At 44.2% G+C, this 16,761-nt stretch carries 19 protein-coding genes; 9 read left to right on the top strand and 10 right to left on the bottom strand.

The features are described from left to right. Nucleotides 1–80: 80 nt before the first annotated feature. Genes CSHOW_RS02765 through recR form a run of 3 tightly spaced genes read left to right on the top strand, consistent with a single transcriptional unit; the run spans nucleotide 81 to nucleotide 2,558 of the window. The gene (locus tag CSHOW_RS02765; RefSeq protein ID WP_002948262.1) at nucleotides 81–752 is read left to right on the top strand and encodes a response regulator transcription factor; all 672 of its coding nucleotides are present in this window, start codon (nucleotides 81–83) and stop codon (nucleotides 750–752) included. After that, the gene (locus CSHOW_RS02760) at nucleotides 749–2,002 is read left to right on the top strand and encodes an ArsS family sensor histidine kinase (protein WP_002948260.1); all 1,254 of its coding nucleotides are present in this window, start codon (nucleotides 749–751) and stop codon (nucleotides 2,000–2,002) included. The genes CSHOW_RS02765 and CSHOW_RS02760 overlap by 4 nt, the downstream gene beginning before the upstream one ends. Continuing rightward, the gene (recR, locus tag CSHOW_RS02755; RefSeq protein WP_002948255.1) at nucleotides 1,986–2,558 is read left to right on the top strand and encodes a recombination mediator RecR; all 573 of its coding nucleotides are present in this window, start codon (nucleotides 1,986–1,988) and stop codon (nucleotides 2,556–2,558) included. The genes CSHOW_RS02760 and recR overlap by 17 nt, the downstream gene beginning before the upstream one ends. A 290-nt stretch (nucleotides 2,559–2,848) precedes the next feature. Here the strand turns inward: recR and CSHOW_RS02750 are convergent, their stop codons facing one another. Then, nucleotides 2,849–3,904 (bottom strand): TRAP transporter substrate-binding protein, encoded by a 1,056-nt coding sequence (locus CSHOW_RS02750; RefSeq protein WP_002948252.1) that lies wholly within the window; start codon nucleotides 3,902–3,904, stop codon nucleotides 2,849–2,851. A gap of 80 nt (nucleotides 3,905–3,984) precedes the next feature. On the opposite strand from CSHOW_RS02750, the gene pyk reads away from it, so the two are divergent. After that, the gene (gene pyk, locus CSHOW_RS02745) at nucleotides 3,985–5,439 is read left to right on the top strand and encodes a pyruvate kinase (protein ID WP_002948248.1); all 1,455 of its coding nucleotides are present in this window, start codon (nucleotides 3,985–3,987) and stop codon (nucleotides 5,437–5,439) included. On the opposite strand, the gene CSHOW_RS02740 is transcribed toward pyk, so the two are convergent. Genes CSHOW_RS02740 through gatC form a run of 9 tightly spaced genes read right to left on the bottom strand, consistent with a single transcriptional unit; the run spans nucleotide 5,415 to nucleotide 12,925 of the window. Next, entirely contained in the window at nucleotides 5,415–6,230 is an 816-nt protein-coding gene (locus CSHOW_RS02740; RefSeq protein WP_039895181.1) for a shikimate dehydrogenase, read from the bottom strand. The two genes, pyk and CSHOW_RS02740, sit on opposite strands and share 25 nt — an antisense overlap. Further along, nucleotides 6,227–7,150: an SPOR domain-containing protein gene (locus tag CSHOW_RS02735; protein WP_002948245.1), complete on the bottom strand. Its 924-nt coding sequence runs from the start codon at nucleotides 7,148–7,150 to the stop codon at nucleotides 6,227–6,229. The genes CSHOW_RS02740 and CSHOW_RS02735 overlap by 4 nt, the downstream gene beginning before the upstream one ends. 9 nt (nucleotides 7,151–7,159) lie before the next feature. Further along, nucleotides 7,160–7,702 (bottom strand): DUF1882 domain-containing protein, encoded by a 543-nt coding sequence (locus CSHOW_RS02730; RefSeq protein ID WP_002948243.1) that lies wholly within the window; start codon nucleotides 7,700–7,702, stop codon nucleotides 7,160–7,162. Then, nucleotides 7,702–8,946, bottom strand: coding sequence for a serine hydroxymethyltransferase (locus CSHOW_RS02725; RefSeq protein WP_002948241.1), 1,245 nt, complete (start codon nucleotides 8,944–8,946; stop codon nucleotides 7,702–7,704). Before CSHOW_RS02725 ends, CSHOW_RS02730 begins: the two co-directional genes overlap by 1 nt. Beyond that, nucleotides 8,946–10,448: a lysine--tRNA ligase gene (gene lysS / locus CSHOW_RS02720; protein WP_232502002.1), complete on the bottom strand. Its 1,503-nt coding sequence runs from the start codon at nucleotides 10,446–10,448 to the stop codon at nucleotides 8,946–8,948. Before lysS ends, CSHOW_RS02725 begins: the two co-directional genes overlap by 1 nt. Further along, nucleotides 10,448–10,921 carry a Fur family transcriptional regulator gene (locus CSHOW_RS02715; RefSeq protein WP_171992834.1) on the bottom strand — a complete coding sequence of 158 codons (474 nt, stop codon included), beginning with the start codon at nucleotides 10,919–10,921 and terminating at the stop codon, nucleotides 10,448–10,450. Before CSHOW_RS02715 ends, lysS begins: the two co-directional genes overlap by 1 nt. Next, nucleotides 10,918–11,511 (bottom strand): CvpA family protein, encoded by a 594-nt coding sequence (locus tag CSHOW_RS02710; protein WP_002948235.1) that lies wholly within the window; start codon nucleotides 11,509–11,511, stop codon nucleotides 10,918–10,920. The genes CSHOW_RS02715 and CSHOW_RS02710 overlap by 4 nt, the downstream gene beginning before the upstream one ends. Next, nucleotides 11,511–12,626: a type IV pilus twitching motility protein PilT gene (locus CSHOW_RS02705; RefSeq protein WP_002948233.1), complete on the bottom strand. Its 1,116-nt coding sequence runs from the start codon at nucleotides 12,624–12,626 to the stop codon at nucleotides 11,511–11,513. The genes CSHOW_RS02710 and CSHOW_RS02705 overlap by 1 nt, the downstream gene beginning before the upstream one ends. 11 nt (nucleotides 12,627–12,637) lie before the next feature. After that, nucleotides 12,638–12,925 (bottom strand): Asp-tRNA(Asn)/Glu-tRNA(Gln) amidotransferase subunit GatC, encoded by a 288-nt coding sequence (gene gatC / locus CSHOW_RS02700; RefSeq protein ID WP_002948231.1) that lies wholly within the window; start codon nucleotides 12,923–12,925, stop codon nucleotides 12,638–12,640. A 124-nt stretch (nucleotides 12,926–13,049) separates the two neighbouring features. Between gatC and CSHOW_RS02695 the strand changes: the two genes are divergently transcribed. From CSHOW_RS02695 to hisG, 5 genes are read left to right on the top strand one after another with little or no spacing between them, the layout of a single operon-like run. Further along, nucleotides 13,050–13,616 (top strand): hypothetical protein, encoded by a 567-nt coding sequence (locus tag CSHOW_RS02695; protein ID WP_002948229.1) that lies wholly within the window; start codon nucleotides 13,050–13,052, stop codon nucleotides 13,614–13,616. Then, nucleotides 13,613–14,623 carry a PQQ-binding-like beta-propeller repeat protein gene (locus CSHOW_RS02690; RefSeq protein ID WP_002948227.1) on the top strand — a complete coding sequence of 337 codons (1,011 nt, stop codon included), beginning with the start codon at nucleotides 13,613–13,615 and terminating at the stop codon, nucleotides 14,621–14,623. Before CSHOW_RS02695 ends, CSHOW_RS02690 begins: the two co-directional genes overlap by 4 nt. Next, nucleotides 14,620–14,952, top strand: coding sequence for a hypothetical protein (locus CSHOW_RS02685; RefSeq protein WP_002948225.1), 333 nt, complete (start codon nucleotides 14,620–14,622; stop codon nucleotides 14,950–14,952). The genes CSHOW_RS02690 and CSHOW_RS02685 overlap by 4 nt, the downstream gene beginning before the upstream one ends. Further along, nucleotides 14,939–15,568, top strand: coding sequence for a type III pantothenate kinase (locus CSHOW_RS02680; protein WP_002948224.1), 630 nt, complete (start codon nucleotides 14,939–14,941; stop codon nucleotides 15,566–15,568). The genes CSHOW_RS02685 and CSHOW_RS02680 overlap by 14 nt, the downstream gene beginning before the upstream one ends. Further along, nucleotides 15,562–16,170: an ATP phosphoribosyltransferase gene (hisG, locus tag CSHOW_RS02675; protein WP_002948222.1), complete on the top strand. Its 609-nt coding sequence runs from the start codon at nucleotides 15,562–15,564 to the stop codon at nucleotides 16,168–16,170. Before CSHOW_RS02680 ends, hisG begins: the two co-directional genes overlap by 7 nt. Nucleotides 16,171–16,761 lie beyond the last annotated feature (591 nt).

Genomic DNA, 16,761 nt, shown 5'->3' with positions numbered 1-16,761 from the left:
CGAGGATATTAAATTCGGAAAAAAAATTTAACTTTTTTTGGTTATAATCATTTTCGTTAAATCTATTTGAAAGGCTTAAAATGATTAATGTTTTAATGATTGAAGACGATCCGGAATTCGCGCAAATCCTATCCGAGTACTTGAGCGATTTTAATATAAAAGTAACAAATTTCGAAGATCCTTATTTGGGACTAAGCGCGGGAGTAAAAAATTTCGATCTGCTTATCCTAGACCTTACCTTGCCTGGCATGGACGGCCTAGAAGTGTGCAAAGAGATCCGTAGCAAATACAACATCCCTATCATCATCTCCTCTGCTCGCAGCGACATCAGCGATAAGGTCGTGGGCCTGCAGCTAGGCGCGGACGACTATCTACCAAAGCCATACGATCCAAAAGAGATGTACGCGCGCATAATGAGCCTAATCCGCCGCTACAAAAAGACCAACGAAGTGCAAGAAGAGGTCGTAGATACGCTGTTTAGGATAGACGAGCGCAGACACGAAATCTACTACAACAACGAAAGCCTAACGCTAACGCCGGCCGAGTATGAAATTTTGAGCTACCTTATCAAACAACATAGCTTTTCAGTCTCTCGCGAGCAGCTGGTTTATAACTGCAAAAGCCTAAAAGACAAGGACTCAAAGAGCCTAGACGTCATCATCGGCAGACTAAGAACCAAGATCGGCGACAGCTCAAAAGCGCCTAAACATATATTTTCGGTACGCGGAATAGGCTATAAACTCATAGGATGAGATACTCCTTAACCACGAAGATTTCGGTAGTTTTCGCGCTGGCGTTTTCGCTTGTTTGCATTTTGTTTTATACGTTTGCTAGCATACAGCTAGATAACGCGTTAGAAAAGATAAAAAACAAGCAGCTAAACGCGATAAACTACCTCATCGCCTCATACGAAAAGTCAAATCCGCCTAGCGATTTGACTAATTATTTTAGAAATTTCGGACTAACCTACGTCAAAAGCGACAAAACCGTCGCAAACGTCATAAGCACGGGCAAGACGGTCTTTGCCAAGCAAACGCAGCTGGGACTATTTCAGTCATTGCTTTTTCAGGATAGTTTGTATCTGCAGATCAAAAATCCTTCGTTTCAAATTTTACTCGAAAGCGACGATACGAAAAACATAAACGACCCGATTTGGGTGGGTTTTATCCTCACGACGGCGCTTCTTGTATCGCTTTACGTTTCGGTGATGAAGTCGCTGATGCCGCTTAAAAAACTAAGCTCTGATATCAGGAAATTTGGCGCCGGAAATATGGACGTAAATATCGCCAAACCCGACTCCGACGACGAGATCGCCAAGGTCGCGATAGAATTTGACGCCGCAGCTAGCAAGATCAGAGAGCTTTTGCGCTCTAGGCAGCTGTTTTTACGTACGATCATGCACGAGCTAAAAACGCCGATCGGCAAGGGGCGCATAGTCTCTGAAATGGTGCAAAATCCTACGCACAAAACGCGCTTGATAGCGATATTTGAGCGCCTTGACATGCTCATAAACGAGTTTGGCAAGATCGAGCAGCTGCTATCCAAAAACTACGCGCTAAACTATCAGGAGTCGTACTTTTCAAACATCCTTGACCAGGCGCGCGACATGCTGATGCTCGATAAATTTGAAGAAAAAGTGAGCGTAGATATCCGCCGAGATATATTGCTACGCGTGGATTTCGGGCTCTTTTCGCTCGCGATAAAAAATCTCATAGATAACGCCCTAAAATACGCCGACGACAAAAAGGCGCAGGTTATCTGCGACGCGGACGGTATCGTCGTGAGAAATCTAGGTCAACCGCTGCAAAATCCTATCGAGTACTACATGCAAGCCTTTATCCGTGAAAAGGGCAGCAAAAGCAGCGGCATGGGGCTAGGCCTTTACATCATCGACCACATCTGCCGTATGCACAAATTTAGCCTAAAGTATTCCTACGAGGACGGCTTCCACTCATTTAAAATTTGCACCGATCCAAAGGAAAGCGTTGAAAAAAGGGCTTGAAAAATTTAACGAACTCGTGGCAGCCTTTGAGCGGTTGCCCGGCGTTGGCAAAAAGTCTGCCCAGCGCTACGCCTATCACGTATGCCTAAAGGATAGCTTCGGCGGACTAAAGCTCGCTCAAAGCATCGAGGACGCCGTGAGATTTACGGGCAAATGTCAAATTTGCGGCGGGCTTAGCGAGGATGAAATTTGCGACATTTGCAGCGACGAAACGCGAGATAAGGAGCTACTAGCAGTCGTAGAAAGCCCAAAGGATATCCTAGTTTTCGAGCAAAGCGCGATCTACCGCGGTCGCTACTTCGTGCTAGAAGAGATAACGCCAGAGCAAACCGAGAAACTGCGCGAGGTCATCCGCCAAAACGGCGTAACCGAGATTATTTTCGCGCTAACGCCGGGGCTTAGCAGCGACGCGGTGATGGTATTTATCGAGGATAAGCTAAGCGATTTGGGAGTCAAATTTAGCAAGATAGCCCAAGGCGTACCAACGGGCGTAAATCTCGAGAACATCGATCTTCTATCACTCATGAAAGCGCTTGATAGCAGAACTGAGCTATAAATTTAAGTCGGACGCGTGAGGCTTTTTATAAATTTAACGCTACGTTTTTAAATTCGCTCGAATTCAAATTTAAGACTAGGCAAGCAAATTTCAATCGCATTTCAAACAGATAGACATCCTCAAATTTAACCCGCTGCCAAAGCTAATCAAATTTACAACGACTCAAATTTAGTACGTAGTCCGAAAATAAAATTTTACAAGCACGATAAAGAATAAAAAGAAAAATTTAAAAAGAGAAATTTACGACCCGAAGGCCGTAAATTTAAGCCGCCCGAAACGAGCGAGAGAAGTTATTTCGTAGTTTTTTGGATATATGAGAACTCGGAAATTTTCGTCCACTCGCGAGCCTTAGCCAAAAACGCTCTTTGAGAGTCCAAAATCTCCTTAAATAGTGGATCTTTCGCCGCCTCTTCGTCTAGGATTTCGTCGCTCGCCTTTCTAAGCGCGTCCATAACGTCCTGCGGAAACGAGCGAACCTCGATATCAGGATACTCGGCCTTCATTTTGGCCCAGTACTCGGCGTTATCAAAGAACGAGCGGCTATTTAGCATGCTAGCTACCTCGTTAGCCGCAGCCTCGATCACGGCCTGAAGGTCGGCAGGTAGCTTTTCGTAAGTCTTTTTATTTACGAAAAACTGAGTCTGACCGCTCGGCTCTTGCCAGCCGGTGTAGTAGTATTTAGCGATCTTGTGAAAGCCAAGACCCATATCAAACGCAGGGCTAACCCACTCGACCGAGTCGATCGTGCCCATCTCTAGCGCCATATATAGCTCGCCGGTTGGGATAGTGTTTATCGTCGCTCCCACGCGCGCCATAACCTCGCCGCCAAAGCCAGGGATCCTGATCTTTAGGCCTTTTAGATCATCTACGCTTTTGATCTCTTTTTTAAACCAGCCGCCCATTTGCGTGCCGGTATCCCCCGCAAGGAAAACTTTAATATTGTATTTGTCGTAAACTTTTTCCTCTAGCTGCTTGCCGCCGCCGAATTCATACCAAGCGCGAAGCTCAGTTGCGGTCATACCGAAAGGTACGGCGGTAAAAAACATAGTATTTGCGTCCTTGCCCTTGTAGTAGTAAGACGCCGTGTAGCCGATATCGTACTGGCCGCCTTTTACGAAGTCTAGGATACCAAACGGGGATTTGTGCTTAGAGGGATAGTCTATCCTAACCTCTAGCCTGCCATCGCTTAGCGTCTCGACGACGCGCTTAAATTCTTTCGCCGCATCGCCCAAAACCGGAGTCGTGCTCTCCCAGGTGCTGGCTAGCTTTAGCTTATAGGTTTTGTCCGCTGCGTTCGCGCTTAGCGCTAAACCGAAAGCAGCCAAAACCGCTAAAAACTTTTTCATTTTTGCTCCTTAAAATAAATTGGCCGATTATACTTATTTTTTTTAAAAATTTGGTAAAATTGCGCAAAAAAGGGGCATCCATGAATAAAAAAACCAAAATCCTAGCCACGGTCGGACCAGCCAGCGAATCCATAGAGGTTATGGAGCAATTAGTTTTAGCAGGAGTCAATGCTTTTAGGCTAAATTTCAGCCACGGTACACACGAATACCATAAATCCAACATAGATAAAATCAGGCAAGTAGAGGCGAAACTCGGGCGAAAGATAGGTATATTTCAGGATATCTGCGGCCCAAAAATAAGAGTCGGCAAGCTAGACAGAAGCGAATTTAAACTAAAAGTCGGTGATACGCTAATCTTTGTAAAAGACGAAATAATCGGCGAGCAAGTAGACGAAAATCACTATAAGCTCTGCATAAACCAGCCTCAAATTTTGGCCGCGTTAAAAACGGGCGAGTACATATATCTATGCGACGGACAGATCCGCGCTAAAATCACGCAAGCAAGCGCCCAAAAAGTAGAAGCCGTGGTGGAAAACGACGGGATACTCCGCTCGAACAAGGGCGTAAATTTCCCAAACACCAAGCTAAATATCGAGGTTATCACGCCTAAAGATTTAAAAGATTTGGAATTTGGCGCCAAAAACGGCGTTCATTTCGTCGCGATCTCTTTCGTACAAAACGCAAACGACATAAGAAAAGCTAGGGAGATACTAAAGGGCTTTGGCTCCAAAGCTCAAATTTACGCCAAAATAGAAAAATTTGACGCCGTGGAGAATATCGACGAGATCATCGAGGCCAGCGACGGTGTGATGGTCGCTCGCGGAGATCTGGGTATCGAGGTGCCCTACTACAAGGTGCCGACGATCCAAAAGCTCATTATCAAAAAAGCAAACGAAGCAGTTAAACCCGTCATCACCGCTACGCAGATGATGCTAAGTATGGCCGAGCACGAAACGGCTACGAGAGCCGAGATCAGCGACGTGGCAAACGCCGTACTAGACGGAACTGACGTAGTCATGTTAAGCGAAGAAAGCGCAGTCGGCATAAACCCGGTCGCCGTCGTAGAAGCGATGAGCAACACCATAATCCAAACGCAGCAAATTTATCCTTTTAACAAATTTGATTTCGACCGCTATGATGACACGGACATGATGGCGTCTAGCACCGCCAGGCTCGCCTCTGCGCTAAAAGTAGACGGAATAATCGCGCTAACATCATCGGGCGGCTCGGCAGCAAAACTAGCCAGATACCGCACCGATATAGATATCATAGCCATAACGCACAACGAGCAGGCTGCATATAGGCTGACTCTTTGCTGGGGCATAACGGCGGCGTTCGTGATAGAAAAAGAAGAAAGGCTGCACACGCTCATGGCTAAATCGATCAAGGCAGCAGTCGAAAAAGGCTACATAAAAGACGATAAAAGCTATATCATGACGGCGGGATATCCGACGGGAGTGGCGGGCAGCTCGGACTTGATCAGGATTTTAAGAAAAGCTCAGATAGATTATTATCTAGAAGAAGCCGATAAATAGAGGGCTTTTCGCATCGAGGCCTCGATTTTGGCCTCGTCAAGCGAGCCCCCAAAAAATAAATTTAACGCTAAAACCGCCTGAAAAAGTAGCATCTCAGCGCCGTCTTTATGCGTGAGCCCGCTAGCGGCGGCTAAATTTAAAAAAGGCGTTTTTTTGCCGTAAATAACGTCAAAGGCAAATTTGCTTTCATCAAAAATCGGACACAAAATCTCGATCGGTGCGGGCAAATTTTCGTCTTTTAGTCCTGCCGAGGTCGTATTTACGACGAGATCAAATTTGCCGCAATTAAATTTGCCAAAATTCGCCCAGCTAAATTTTTCAATTTCAGCAAAATTTGCCAGCCTCTCCTCGCTTCTATTTAGCACGCAAACTCGCACACCGAGGCTTTTTAAAGCGTAGGCTACTGCTCTAGCCGTTCCGCCAGCGCCCAAAATGAGAGCCGAATTTATATGTCCAAAACTCTCTACTGCCCGCAAAAACCCGGGCGCATCGGTATTGTAGCCGTAAATTTTATCGCCGCGAGCTACAAGGGTATTTACGGAGCCGATTTTGGTAGCCGTTTCATCTTCGATATCGCACTGCGCGAGCGCGGCTTCTTTGTGAGGTACGGTTACGTTCGCGCCGCTTAGTTTTAGTTCTTTAAATTTGGAAATGAGTTGCGAGCTGTCCGCTAACTCGTAGCGAGTATAGAGGGCTTCGCGAGATAGACCGAGCTCGCCGAGAGCTAGGTTGTGCAGCCTCGGCGAAACGGAGTGAGAGATAGGGTTGCCAAAAACGGCAAAAACCATCATTTTATATTTACGATAAAGGCGTTTGGAGCCGCGCTTTGCTTGATTTTAGCAAGCTCGCTTTTTAACTGCTCGCCGCTATAAGGGCCGACTAGAACCTTGATGATTTCATTGCCGTTTACGTTCGTCCTATATAGCTTATAGGCGTATCCTGCGGCTTTTAGTTTGCCAAGCTCAGGCGCTTTTTCATTAAAGTGTTTAACGGCAAAAACTTGCACGTAACTACCGCTGTGAGCATCGCCGCCGCTAGCTGCAGGAGCTTGTTTAGCCGGCTTTTGTTTTGCTTGTTTTTCTTTAGCTACATCGTTTTTAGGCTGTTTTGCAGCTTTTTCTTGCTTAGGCTCTTTTTGTTTTACTACGTTTACGTGCTGCTTAGGCTCGGCTTTTGATTCGCCTGGCTGAGCGCTTGGAGCGTCATTTTGCTTTAAAGCACCTTGTATAGTAGAAGACTCGGTCGGCGTAGGAGCTGGCACACCTGCATCTTGTTGCCTTTTATCCTCTTTTTCCTTAAGCGCTTTTACCATATCCTCAAAGCTATCTTGGCCTTTGTTTTCAGGCACGATAGGCACCTGCTCAAAGGCGGGATTTGGCTGCTGCGCCTGAGGCTCGGATGGCGGCGGAGCGACTGGCGGGACGTTAGCTTGTGCTACTTGCGGCGCAGGCTCGTTAGGCGGTGTAGCAGGCACGCTCACTTGTTGAGGGATACTTCGTGTATTGTCCGGCTCAGGCGGCAAAACCAGCCTAGAGTCCGTTTGCGCAATCTGATCGTTAGTTTCGGAGGAATTTAAAAATTTCATCACGATGAGAACAGCTAAAAAGATGATGACAAAAACTGCGACGAGGATGAGTATCCTCTTAACGCTTTTGCTCTTTTTATCCTCGTTATTATCAAGCATGATGTCTCTTAGCTCGTTATATTCCATTTTCACTCCTTACATATGTTTTGACCAGCTTGCGCCGCGCTCTTTTTGATAAACTTTGTACGGCAACGTCAAGATATTAAATTCTTTCGGTAACTCCATCGTCGGAAACACTCTCCACTCTTTAACCAAACGCGAACTAAGCAACATAGATAGTTTATTCGCTATCTGATAGCCCTCATTTAGCGTCGTGTGCCCTTTGTGTATATAAAGGTGCAAGTGCCCCGGCGTCTTGCTCTCGTAGGCGGTAAAATTTATAAATCCCTCCTCGCGGAGCAAAAGCTGAGCTCGGTGCCAAAAGCGCTCAGGCATCCTACCGTTGTAGTCAAAGACGATATTTTCTACCTTATCGCCCGGCAGTATCAGCGAGTGTGCGACCGTGATCTTACCCTCGTCGTGATCTTTTATCACCTGATAGCTTAGAGGCTCGTTTATGAGCTCAAATTTGTTGAAAAACGTCCGCCCTTTATACTCAATCTTACTTACGATATTGTCGCGCTTGATCCAGTAGTGGCTCGTGTTCATTTTAATTAGCGCGGTGTCTATACTCTGCATTAATAAGTCGCCTTATCATAGATGATAAATTTGCTCGCAAGCTCTTTTAGTTCGGCTTTTACTTTTTCTTGAAGCGCTGCGTTATTGATATCGCTTAGCACGTCGGCGATTTTGTTTGCGATGATCTCAAATTCCGCCTCTTTCATGCCGCGAGCCGTAAGCGCCGGACTTCCGATGCGGATACCGCTTGTAACAAACGGGCTTCTTGTTTCTCCCGGAACCGTATTTTTATTTACCGTTATACCCGCATTGCCAAGAGCTATATCGGCATCTTTACCGCTAAATTCGCGATTTAAAAAGCTCATTAAAACCAGGTGATTATCCGTACCGCCGCTAACTAGATCAAAGCCGCGTTTTACTAAAATTTCGGCTAGTTTTTTGATATTTGCTTTGACTTGCTTGGCGTAAATTTTCCATTCAGGCGAAAGGTTATGTTTAAAGCCAACCGCCTTTGCCGCGATAACGTGAACGAGCGGTCCGCCCTGAATGCCAGGGAAAATAGACGAATTTATCTTTTTAGCGTACTCTTCGTTATTTGTCATGATGATACCGCCTCGAGGTCCGCGAAGCGTCTTGTGAGTAGTTGAGCTCACCACGTCGCAGTGCGGGAACGGGCTCTGATGCTCGCCGGCCACGACTAGGCCCGCGATGTGCGCTACGTCTGCAAATAGTATAGCGCCCACAGCATCGGCGATCTCGCGGAACTTCTTAAATTCGATCTCGCGAGTGTATGCGCTTGCGCCACACACGATCATCTTAGGTTTTACGATTTGCGCGATTTCCATTACTTTATCGTAGTTTATGCGTCCGTCAAGCTCCACGCCGTAGAAAAAGCTCTGATAAATTTTACCAGAGCTGCTTACTTTTGCGCCGTGAGTTAGGTGTCCGCCATGGCTTAGATCCATGCCTAAAATTTTATCGCCCGGATTTAAAAGCGCGCCGTAAACACCCTGGTTTGCCTGCGAGCCTGAGTTTGGCTGTACGTTTGCAAATTCGCAACCAAAAAGCTCTTTGCAGCGATCTATCGCTAGCTGCTCAATCTGATCGACGTATTCGCAGCCGCCGTAGTAGCGTTTGCCTGGATAGCCTTCCGCGTATTTATTGGTTAGAATCGAGCCCATTACTTCCATTACTTCAGGATAGGTAAAATTTTCACTCGCGATCATCTCGAGATGGTCGCATTGGCGTTTTAATTCCAAATTTACTAAATCAAAAATTTCTTTATCATAACTTTGCAAACTCATTAATTCTCCTTGGTTTCGTTTTTTTGCGGTCTCATCGCCGGGAAAAGTACCACGTCGCGGATGGATTTTTTATTGGTTAGTAGCATCACGAGCCTATCTATACCGATGCCCTGCCCCGCAGTCGGAGGCATCGCGTAGCCAAGAGCCCTCACATAGTCCTCGTCCATCTCGTGAGCTTCATCGTCTCCTGCATTTTTAGCTTCGATTTGTGAAGCGAAGCGGCCGTATTGATCAATCGGATCGTTTAACTCGTTAAAGCCATTTGCTAGCTCGCGCCCTGCGATAAACAGCTCAAATCTCTCCGCGATATTAGGATCTGCATCACTTCTGCGAGAAAGCGGGCTGATCGAAATCGGATAGTCTATGATAAACGTCGGATCGGTTAGCTTGCTTTCTACATAGTTATCAAAAAGCTCGGCTTGCAAATGCCCTAAATCAAGCTTTGCGTTTGCCTCAAAGCCGTCCGCCTTGAGCTTAGCTAAAATTTTATCCTTATCGCCGATGATCGCCTCGTCTAGACCGCCGATTTCTACGAGTGCTTTTTTGTAGCTTATGCGTTTAAACGGCTTGCTAAAATCGATCTGCATACCGTCAAATTCGATGATTTTAGGCATATCTAGTTTATCAAGAAGCACGTTAAATAGCTCCTCGGTTAGCCCCATCAAATCGTGATAAGTATGCCACGCCCAGTAGAACTCAATGCTGGTAAATTCTGGATTGTGCGTTAAGTCCATACCCTCGTTGCGGAAATTTCTATTCATCTCGTAAACGGCATCAAAACCGCCCACTATGAGCCGCTTTAGATAAAGCTCAGGCGCGATGCGTAAAAATCTCTCCACGCCAAGTGCGTTATGAAACGTAACGAAAGGCTTAGCGTTCGCTCCGCCAGGGATAGGGTGCATCATCGGAGTCTCGACCTCCAAAAAGCCCTTATCCTCGAAAAATCTGCGAATCGTGCTAACGATAACCGAGCGGCGCTTAAAATCAGCTCTGACCTCTGGATTCATTATCATATCGAGGTATCTCTGACGATATCTAGTCTCTATATCCGTTAGTCCGTGAAATTTCTCTGGAAGCGGCGAAATGGCCTTTGACGCTAAAGTTAGTTCGCTAACGTGCATAGAAAATTCGCCCGTTCGCGTGACGAAGGCATATCCGCGCACGTATATTATGTCGCCTACTTCGATATTTTTCTTTACGACCTTAAACCAATTAGGATCAAGCGTCTTATTACTAAAGTAAATTTGAAGATTGCCGTCCTCGTCTTCAATGTTGGCAAATATCGCCTTGCCAGCATCCCTGATGAGCTTTACGCGTCCGGCGAGGCTTACTAGCTGACCTTCGGCACTCTTTTCTTCAGTGTCTATAATGTGTTTAAATTTAAGTCTAAATTTAGTTATATCCATATCGCGGCGCAAAAAGTGCGGATAGGGATTTACGCCCGCGCTTCTTAACTCATTTGCAGTCTCTAGCCTCTGGATCTCCAGTTGATTTTCAAATATCACTTGCCGCCCTTTGCCTCTTTGGCATTGCACTCTTTGCACACTCCGTAAAGCTGCATCATGTGTCCGGTTAGCTTAAAGCCATGCTCTTTTGCGATATTTGCTTGTCTTTTTTCTATGGTTGCGTCTTCAAATTCGATGATAGTTCCGCATCTGCGGCATATCATATGATCGTGGTGAGGTTTGGTTGCGAGCTCGAATTTTTTACCTTGCGAACCAAAGCTGATGGAGGTTACCATCTCGGCTTCTTCGAGTAAATTTAGCGTCCTATAAACGGTCGCGATGCCGACGTTTAAGTCAGGATAGGTCTCTTTAATGAAAAAATAAAGTCTCTCCGGAGTGAAGTGCTCGTCGTTGTTGTAGAGCGTCTTTAGTAGAACTTCTCGCTGTTGCGTGTATTTTAGCCCGTTGTCTCTCAAAATTTTTTTAAATTTCTCAAGAAGCGCGTCGTATTCTAAATTCTCAATCATTATTTGTACTCCTTAATCGTCGAATTTATCTCTAAATTTGGTCTTTGCTCCTGCATAGAGGCGTCAAACGGCGTTTCGATATTTCCCACGCCGCCTGATATGCCTTTTACGTTAACATTCATTATCCATTTGCCGGTATCCAGCAAAATCGGGTACAGTTTACTTCCCCTAAAATACGGCTCTATTTTGTTGTTTAAAACTTGAATATTTGAAATAGTCACTATCAAAACCGCAAAAACTAGGAAAATTTTAGCACTTCCGATGACAAATCCGCCCATTTTATCCAAAAATCCAAGTCCGCTTAACCCTACTAATCTCGATAAAAATGCGCCGATACCTAAGCAAAGTATCCAGAATACGATAAGCGTCGTTAAAAATCCAGCAAAAAATAAAATAGAATCGCCCTCTATTTTATAAACATTATCGCTTATCAGACGACCGACTCTAATACCGAATCTACTAGCCACGACGATACCGCCGATTAGACCAATGAGGCCAAATATTTCCTTTATCAGTCCGCTTATCACGCCTTTTATACCCAGTATCAAAACCAATGAAACGACGACTACGTCAAATAGAGTAACAAAATCCATTACATACCTAACAATGGTGCGAGTTCTTGCTGATTGGTTGAATATCTCATCGCCATTTCTTTCGTGATTTGATTTGCTCTAATAGCTTTCATTAAGGACTGCGTTTGCGTCATCATGCCGGTTACTTGTTGGTTTAGCTGCATTTGGGAGTAAATTTGATGCACCTTGTTTTCTCGAATAAGGTTTGCGATAGCGTTATTATTTATCAATATCTCATGTATAGCAAGCCGTCCGCTACCGATTTTAGGAAGCAGGCTTTGCGATATAACCGCCGTTAGCGAAACCGAAAGCATATTTCGCACCTGCAGCTGCTCGCCGCCCTCAAAACTATCTATAATACGGTTGATAGTCTGAATAGCCGAGTTTGTGTGCAGCGTGCCAAATACCAAGTGGCCAGTCTCTGCTGCCGTAATAGCCGTAGATATCGTTTCTCTATCTCGAAGCTCGCCCACCAAAATAATATCAGGGTCTTCACGAAGTGCGCTTTTGAGCGCCTTGGCATAAGACTTGGTATCCACGCCTATGTTTCTATGAGAAAAAAGACCTTTTTTATTCGTATGTACGAACTCGACAGGATCTTCTACGGTAATAATATGCTTTCTTTCGTTTAAATTTATCTCGTTTAGCATCGCGGCAAGCGTCGTCGATTTACCGCTACCCGTAGGTCCGGTGACCAAAATTAGCCCTTTTTCGCGCTTTACCACTTCTTTAAAAATAGCAGGCGCTCTAAGGTCGTCAAGAGACGGAATATCTGTCGGAATAATACGAAATGCGGCAGCCAAATCGCCGTTCATAGTATAGTAATAGTTGCCCCTAAAACGTCCAACGCCGGGAAGCTCTATTGCGAAGTCAAGCTCTCTATTTTCCTCGAGATCACTTTTTTGCACGTCGGTTATGAGCGCATAGCAGATATCTTGTATATCGTGCCCCTTTAGCACGCCGAGCTCAAGTGGCCTCAAGGTTCCGTCTATTCTGATCTGCGGCTCGCTTCTTGCGACAAGGTGCAAGTCGCTGGCCTTATTGTGGACGACCGTTTTTAATAACGTCTCCAAGCTTACGTCTATTTTCTTGGGCTCTAAACTATCATTTTGAGTTTCTTGCCTTATTTGCTCCATATAAAATTTCCTTATTCTATAATTTTCGGCACGACAAAGAAGTGTTCGCTACTCATCGGAGCGTTTTTAAGTATAGTTTCTATCACGTCAGAGCTCACGCTTACGTCTTCTCTTAACGGAGTTCCGCCTTCTCTAGAGCTTACTACCGCCCTAGAAGCGCTTAAATCAAGCTCGTCTAGTATACCCGCAAAGCTCAAAATTTCACTGAGTTGACCTTCGATTTCCCTTCGCTTGTCGCTCTCGACTTTGAGCGAACTAAGCTTTTCAAGTTTGGTTAATAAAGTATCGTCTATCTGCATAAAACCTCGTCAAATTTTTAAAATTTTCCGCATTATAACACAATTTGCCTTGATTTTTATGCTGTTTTATATTTATTATGCTACAATTACGAACTTTCAATAAACTAAAATTTAAGGAACAAACTTGGCCATCAAAGATGATATTGATTCTATAAAGGAAGAGTTAAATACTCAAGAACAATTTTTAGAAAACATAATCAAAAGCGAAAGATTTTTTAAAAAATATAAAAAAATTATCATCGGCGCGCTCGCCTTAGGCGTGATCGGCGCGGCGGGGTACTATATAAACGGCGCTTTAAAAGAAAAAGAGTTTAAAGCCGCAAACGCCGCATATGCAAAACTGATACTTAATCCAAAAGACGAGCAAGCAAAAGCCGAACTAAAGCAAAAAGACGCCTCGCTTTACGCGCTTTACGAGTTTAAAAGAGCGCTTGATAACAACGACACAAACGCGCTAAAATCGCTAGCAAACGAGCAAATAGATCCGCTTTTAAAAGATATCGTAAAATCCCAGATAAACGAGCCTAGCGGCCAAATTTTGACTTCATACAAGGCCGTTGTTAGAGGGTATGAGCTAATGAAAGAAAATAAAATCGACGAAGCAAAAAACGAATTTAAAAAGGTTCCTTTAAATTCTCAGCTTCAATCCATCGTCAAAAATTTAGAACACTATCAAGGAAATGCAAAATGAGAAAATTTCAAGCTATTTTAGCGGCTGCGCTCTGCGTCGCGGTACTCGGCGGATGCAGCACGAAAAGGCAGTATTTCGAACCGACCGACGTGCAAAATGAAAAAATTTCAGAAAACAGGCTACCGGCTAGCATCGCGACGGCGAGCATAAACGGAGCGGTACTAAAAAACGGTATGGCGATAACTAAAAACGGCCTACTCTCGCCCGAGATAAAGCTGCCAAAGGGTGCAACCTTGTTAAATTCCGCCGACGGTAAATTTATCAGCTCCGATTTGGATGGAAATTTGATCGTTGCAAACAGCTCAAACGAAATTTTATTTCAAAGAAGCTTCAATGAAGCAATCGTTTCAGCCGCTCTAGAAGATAATAAACTAGCCCTTTTAAGCGCGGGCAATGTCATATATCTCATCGACATTGCAACAAACGATACTTTGCTCGAGTTTGAAAGCTCAAACGTCTATGCCCAGGACTCTCGCGTCGCTGCGCCATTATTTATGAGCTCGCTCGTTATATTTCCTACGCTTGACGGAAAGATCATGATCGCAGATAAAAACCAAGGCCGAATTTTACGTGATGTGGTCGTGAGTAGCGAGCAGTTTTTTAACAATATTATCTCGCTCAACGTCGTAAACGACACGATGATAGCCGCCACCGGAAAACGTATCGTCTCGATAAATCCCGAAAAAACGGTTTATTATAACGGCGAAATCAAAGACATCGTCATAAACGGCGAATATATATATATCTTGCTAAAAGACGGCAAAATCGTGCTTAGCGACTTAAATTTGAAACAAATCAAAGACGTATATTTTAAATTCGCCATCTTTTCAAGCGCCACCGTCTATAACGGCTCGCTTTATATAATGGAAAAAACAGGATATCTCATCAAGACAGATCTAGCGCTCGACAATGCCAAAATTTACGAGCTTTCAGACGAGGTCGAGAGCCAAATTTTCGCCGGCGCGAAAGAATTTTACTACGACGATTACAGTTTAGAGCTTAAATGACGAAACAAGAAATTTATCAAGTTCTGGAAGCCAAAAAGATTATCTTAAAAAATTTAAGCTGGATGGAGCTTGATAAATTTACTAAAAAAAAGACCCTTGTCGCGCTCACGGGCGTTGATATGAAGGGCTTTTATACGCTTTTGTTTTTTCGCAGCGCAAAGGCTAGATTTTTAAGCAAAGAGTTTGAAACAATCAACGAAATAGCCGGCAAAATCACCGAGCAAACAGGAGTAAATTTTAAGAAAAAAGCTATTTTTTATAGCTCTGATATCTGCTCAAAAACTGTAAATTTAATGAAAGAAAACGGCTACAAACATGACTCTATGTGACGTAGGCAATACCAACGCCACCTTTTTTGAAAATGGTAAAATCACCAAAATCAGGATTGAAAATTTTAAATATTTTAGAAGCGATGAGAAGATTTATTTTATCAGCGTAAACGACGAAGTAACCAAAAGGTTGCAAAATTCGCCCAGATTCGTAAATTTGGAGCCCTATTTTGAACTAGATACTATCTATAAAGGCCTTGGTATCGACCGCGTGGCTAGCTGTTATGCCGTAAAAAACGGCCTCATAATCGACGCTGGCAGCGCCATAACGATGGACGTGATGATGAATTCTATGCATCTTGGCGGCGCGATAATGCCCGGCATATCGCATATTTTAAAGACCTACGAGGCAATTTCGCCTAGGCTAAAAATCTCGCTAAATTCGCAGATCGACCTCGACGCACTCCCGCAAAAAACGACCGACGCGGTGAGCTACGGCATCATCAAACCGATCCTGCTTCTCATAGAAAACATGGCAAACGGCTCAAAAATTTACTTCACGGGCGGCGACGGCGAATTTTTATCGCGCTTTTTTGCCACGAGTATCTACGACCGCATACTCGTCTTTCGCGGGATGCAAAAACTAATCGAACAAAAAAAGGACATCTTATGCTAACGGTTGCTCTACCTAAAGGCCGCATCGCCGACGAGACTCTCGCGATTTTTAGGAAAATTTTTCAAAGCTCGTTTGAGTTTGAGGATAGAAAACTACTGATGAGCGAGGGCGATTTTAAATTTCTAATGGTTCGCAACCAAGACATCCCGACCTACGTCGTAAACGGTGCTGCAGATATCGGCGTGGTGGGTCTTGACGTACTTGAAGAGCACCGTCCTGACGTCGTGCGCCTACTTGATCTAAAAATCGGCAAATGCCGCGTCTGCGTAGGTATAAAAGAGGGCGAGGAGCTAAATTTAAACGCTCCCGAGCTAAAGATCGCCACCAAAATGCCGCACATCTCGCGCAACTATTTCGCCGCAAAGGCGACCGCGCTAAAGATCATCAAACTATACGGCTCGATCGAGTTAGCACCGCTGGTCGGGCTAGCCGACGCAATCGTGGACGTCGTTGAAACTGGCACTACGATGAAGCAAAACGGGCTAAGAGTCGCCGAGACCATCATGCACAGCTCCGCTCACCTCATCGCAAATAAAAATAGCTTTATCATCAAAAAAGACGAAATTTTATCGCTTTACGAAAAAATCAAAGCGCAAATTTAAGCTAAATTTGTAAGTCGAATTAACCTGCGTCTTTACGATGCAGGCCGCTAAATTTAGCTTTTTTATTTCTGTAAAAAATATCTTGAAATTTGATAGTTTATAATCACAATACTCGGCGATCAATCTTGATAAAATTTAAACCATACAAAGCTCGCGAGCCAAACTACAAAAACCAATTATACTTATTTTTGGGCGCATGGACAAATCTTATCCTTGCGCGATATGATGCTTTTTTCGCAATCAAACAGGAAGCGCCAAAACCCAATAAAAATTAAAGTCAAATTTGACGCCGTTGTCGCAAAAACAAAAGTCTAAACCAAACTTAGTACAAACACAAGAAGGCAATTGATCCATAAATAATTACAAAACTTAATGAACCAGGCCCTAAAGCGCGTAAATTCGGCAACTATCTCAACGAGATTTAATTTTATAAAGCTTTACTTGGTAGTTTGTTTACAAAAACCGGTCCGCTTTAAAATTTCCGCAAGAGGCATTATTGTTTTTATTAAAAGTTAAAATGATGTAAAAATCGGCGATAATTCATCAAAAAAATCAAGGCTAATTTACAAGACGGCAAAAGATTAAAGCCTC

The organism is Campylobacter showae, from assembly GCF_004803815.1.
Lineage (GTDB): Bacteria > Campylobacterota > Campylobacteria > Campylobacterales > Campylobacteraceae > Campylobacter_A > Campylobacter_A showae.
This window is presented reverse-complemented; position numbering and strand designations above follow the sequence as displayed.

Coding starts and splice junctions, on each gene's coding strand:
- CSHOW_RS02765 (WP_002948262.1), top strand. CDS start 81: ATGATTAATGTTTTAATGATTGAAGACGATCCGGAATTCGCGCAAATC.
- CSHOW_RS02760 (WP_002948260.1), top strand. CDS start 749: ATGAGATACTCCTTAACCACGAAGATTTCGGTAGTTTTCGCGCTGGCG.
- CSHOW_RS02750 (WP_002948252.1), bottom strand. CDS start 3,904: ATGAAAAAGTTTTTAGCGGTTTTGGCTGCTTTCGGTTTAGCGCTAAGC.
- pyk (WP_002948248.1), top strand. CDS start 3,985: ATGAATAAAAAAACCAAAATCCTAGCCACGGTCGGACCAGCCAGCGAA.
- CSHOW_RS02740 (WP_039895181.1), bottom strand. CDS start 6,230: ATGATGGTTTTTGCCGTTTTTGGCAACCCTATCTCTCACTCCGTTTCG.
- CSHOW_RS02735 (WP_002948245.1), bottom strand. CDS start 7,150: ATGGAATATAACGAGCTAAGAGACATCATGCTTGATAATAACGAGGAT.
- CSHOW_RS02730 (WP_002948243.1), bottom strand. CDS start 7,702: ATGCAGAGTATAGACACCGCGCTAATTAAAATGAACACGAGCCACTAC.
- CSHOW_RS02725 (WP_002948241.1), bottom strand. CDS start 8,946: ATGAGTTTGCAAAGTTATGATAAAGAAATTTTTGATTTAGTAAATTTG.
- CSHOW_RS02710 (WP_002948235.1), bottom strand. CDS start 11,511: ATGGATTTTGTTACTCTATTTGACGTAGTCGTCGTTTCATTGGTTTTG.
- CSHOW_RS02705 (WP_002948233.1), bottom strand. CDS start 12,626: ATGGAGCAAATAAGGCAAGAAACTCAAAATGATAGTTTAGAGCCCAAG.
- gatC (WP_002948231.1), bottom strand. CDS start 12,925: ATGCAGATAGACGATACTTTATTAACCAAACTTGAAAAGCTTAGTTCG.
- CSHOW_RS02690 (WP_002948227.1), top strand. CDS start 13,613: ATGAGAAAATTTCAAGCTATTTTAGCGGCTGCGCTCTGCGTCGCGGTA.
- CSHOW_RS02685 (WP_002948225.1), top strand. CDS start 14,620: ATGACGAAACAAGAAATTTATCAAGTTCTGGAAGCCAAAAAGATTATC.
- CSHOW_RS02680 (WP_002948224.1), top strand. CDS start 14,939: ATGACTCTATGTGACGTAGGCAATACCAACGCCACCTTTTTTGAAAAT.
- hisG (WP_002948222.1), top strand. CDS start 15,562: ATGCTAACGGTTGCTCTACCTAAAGGCCGCATCGCCGACGAGACTCTC.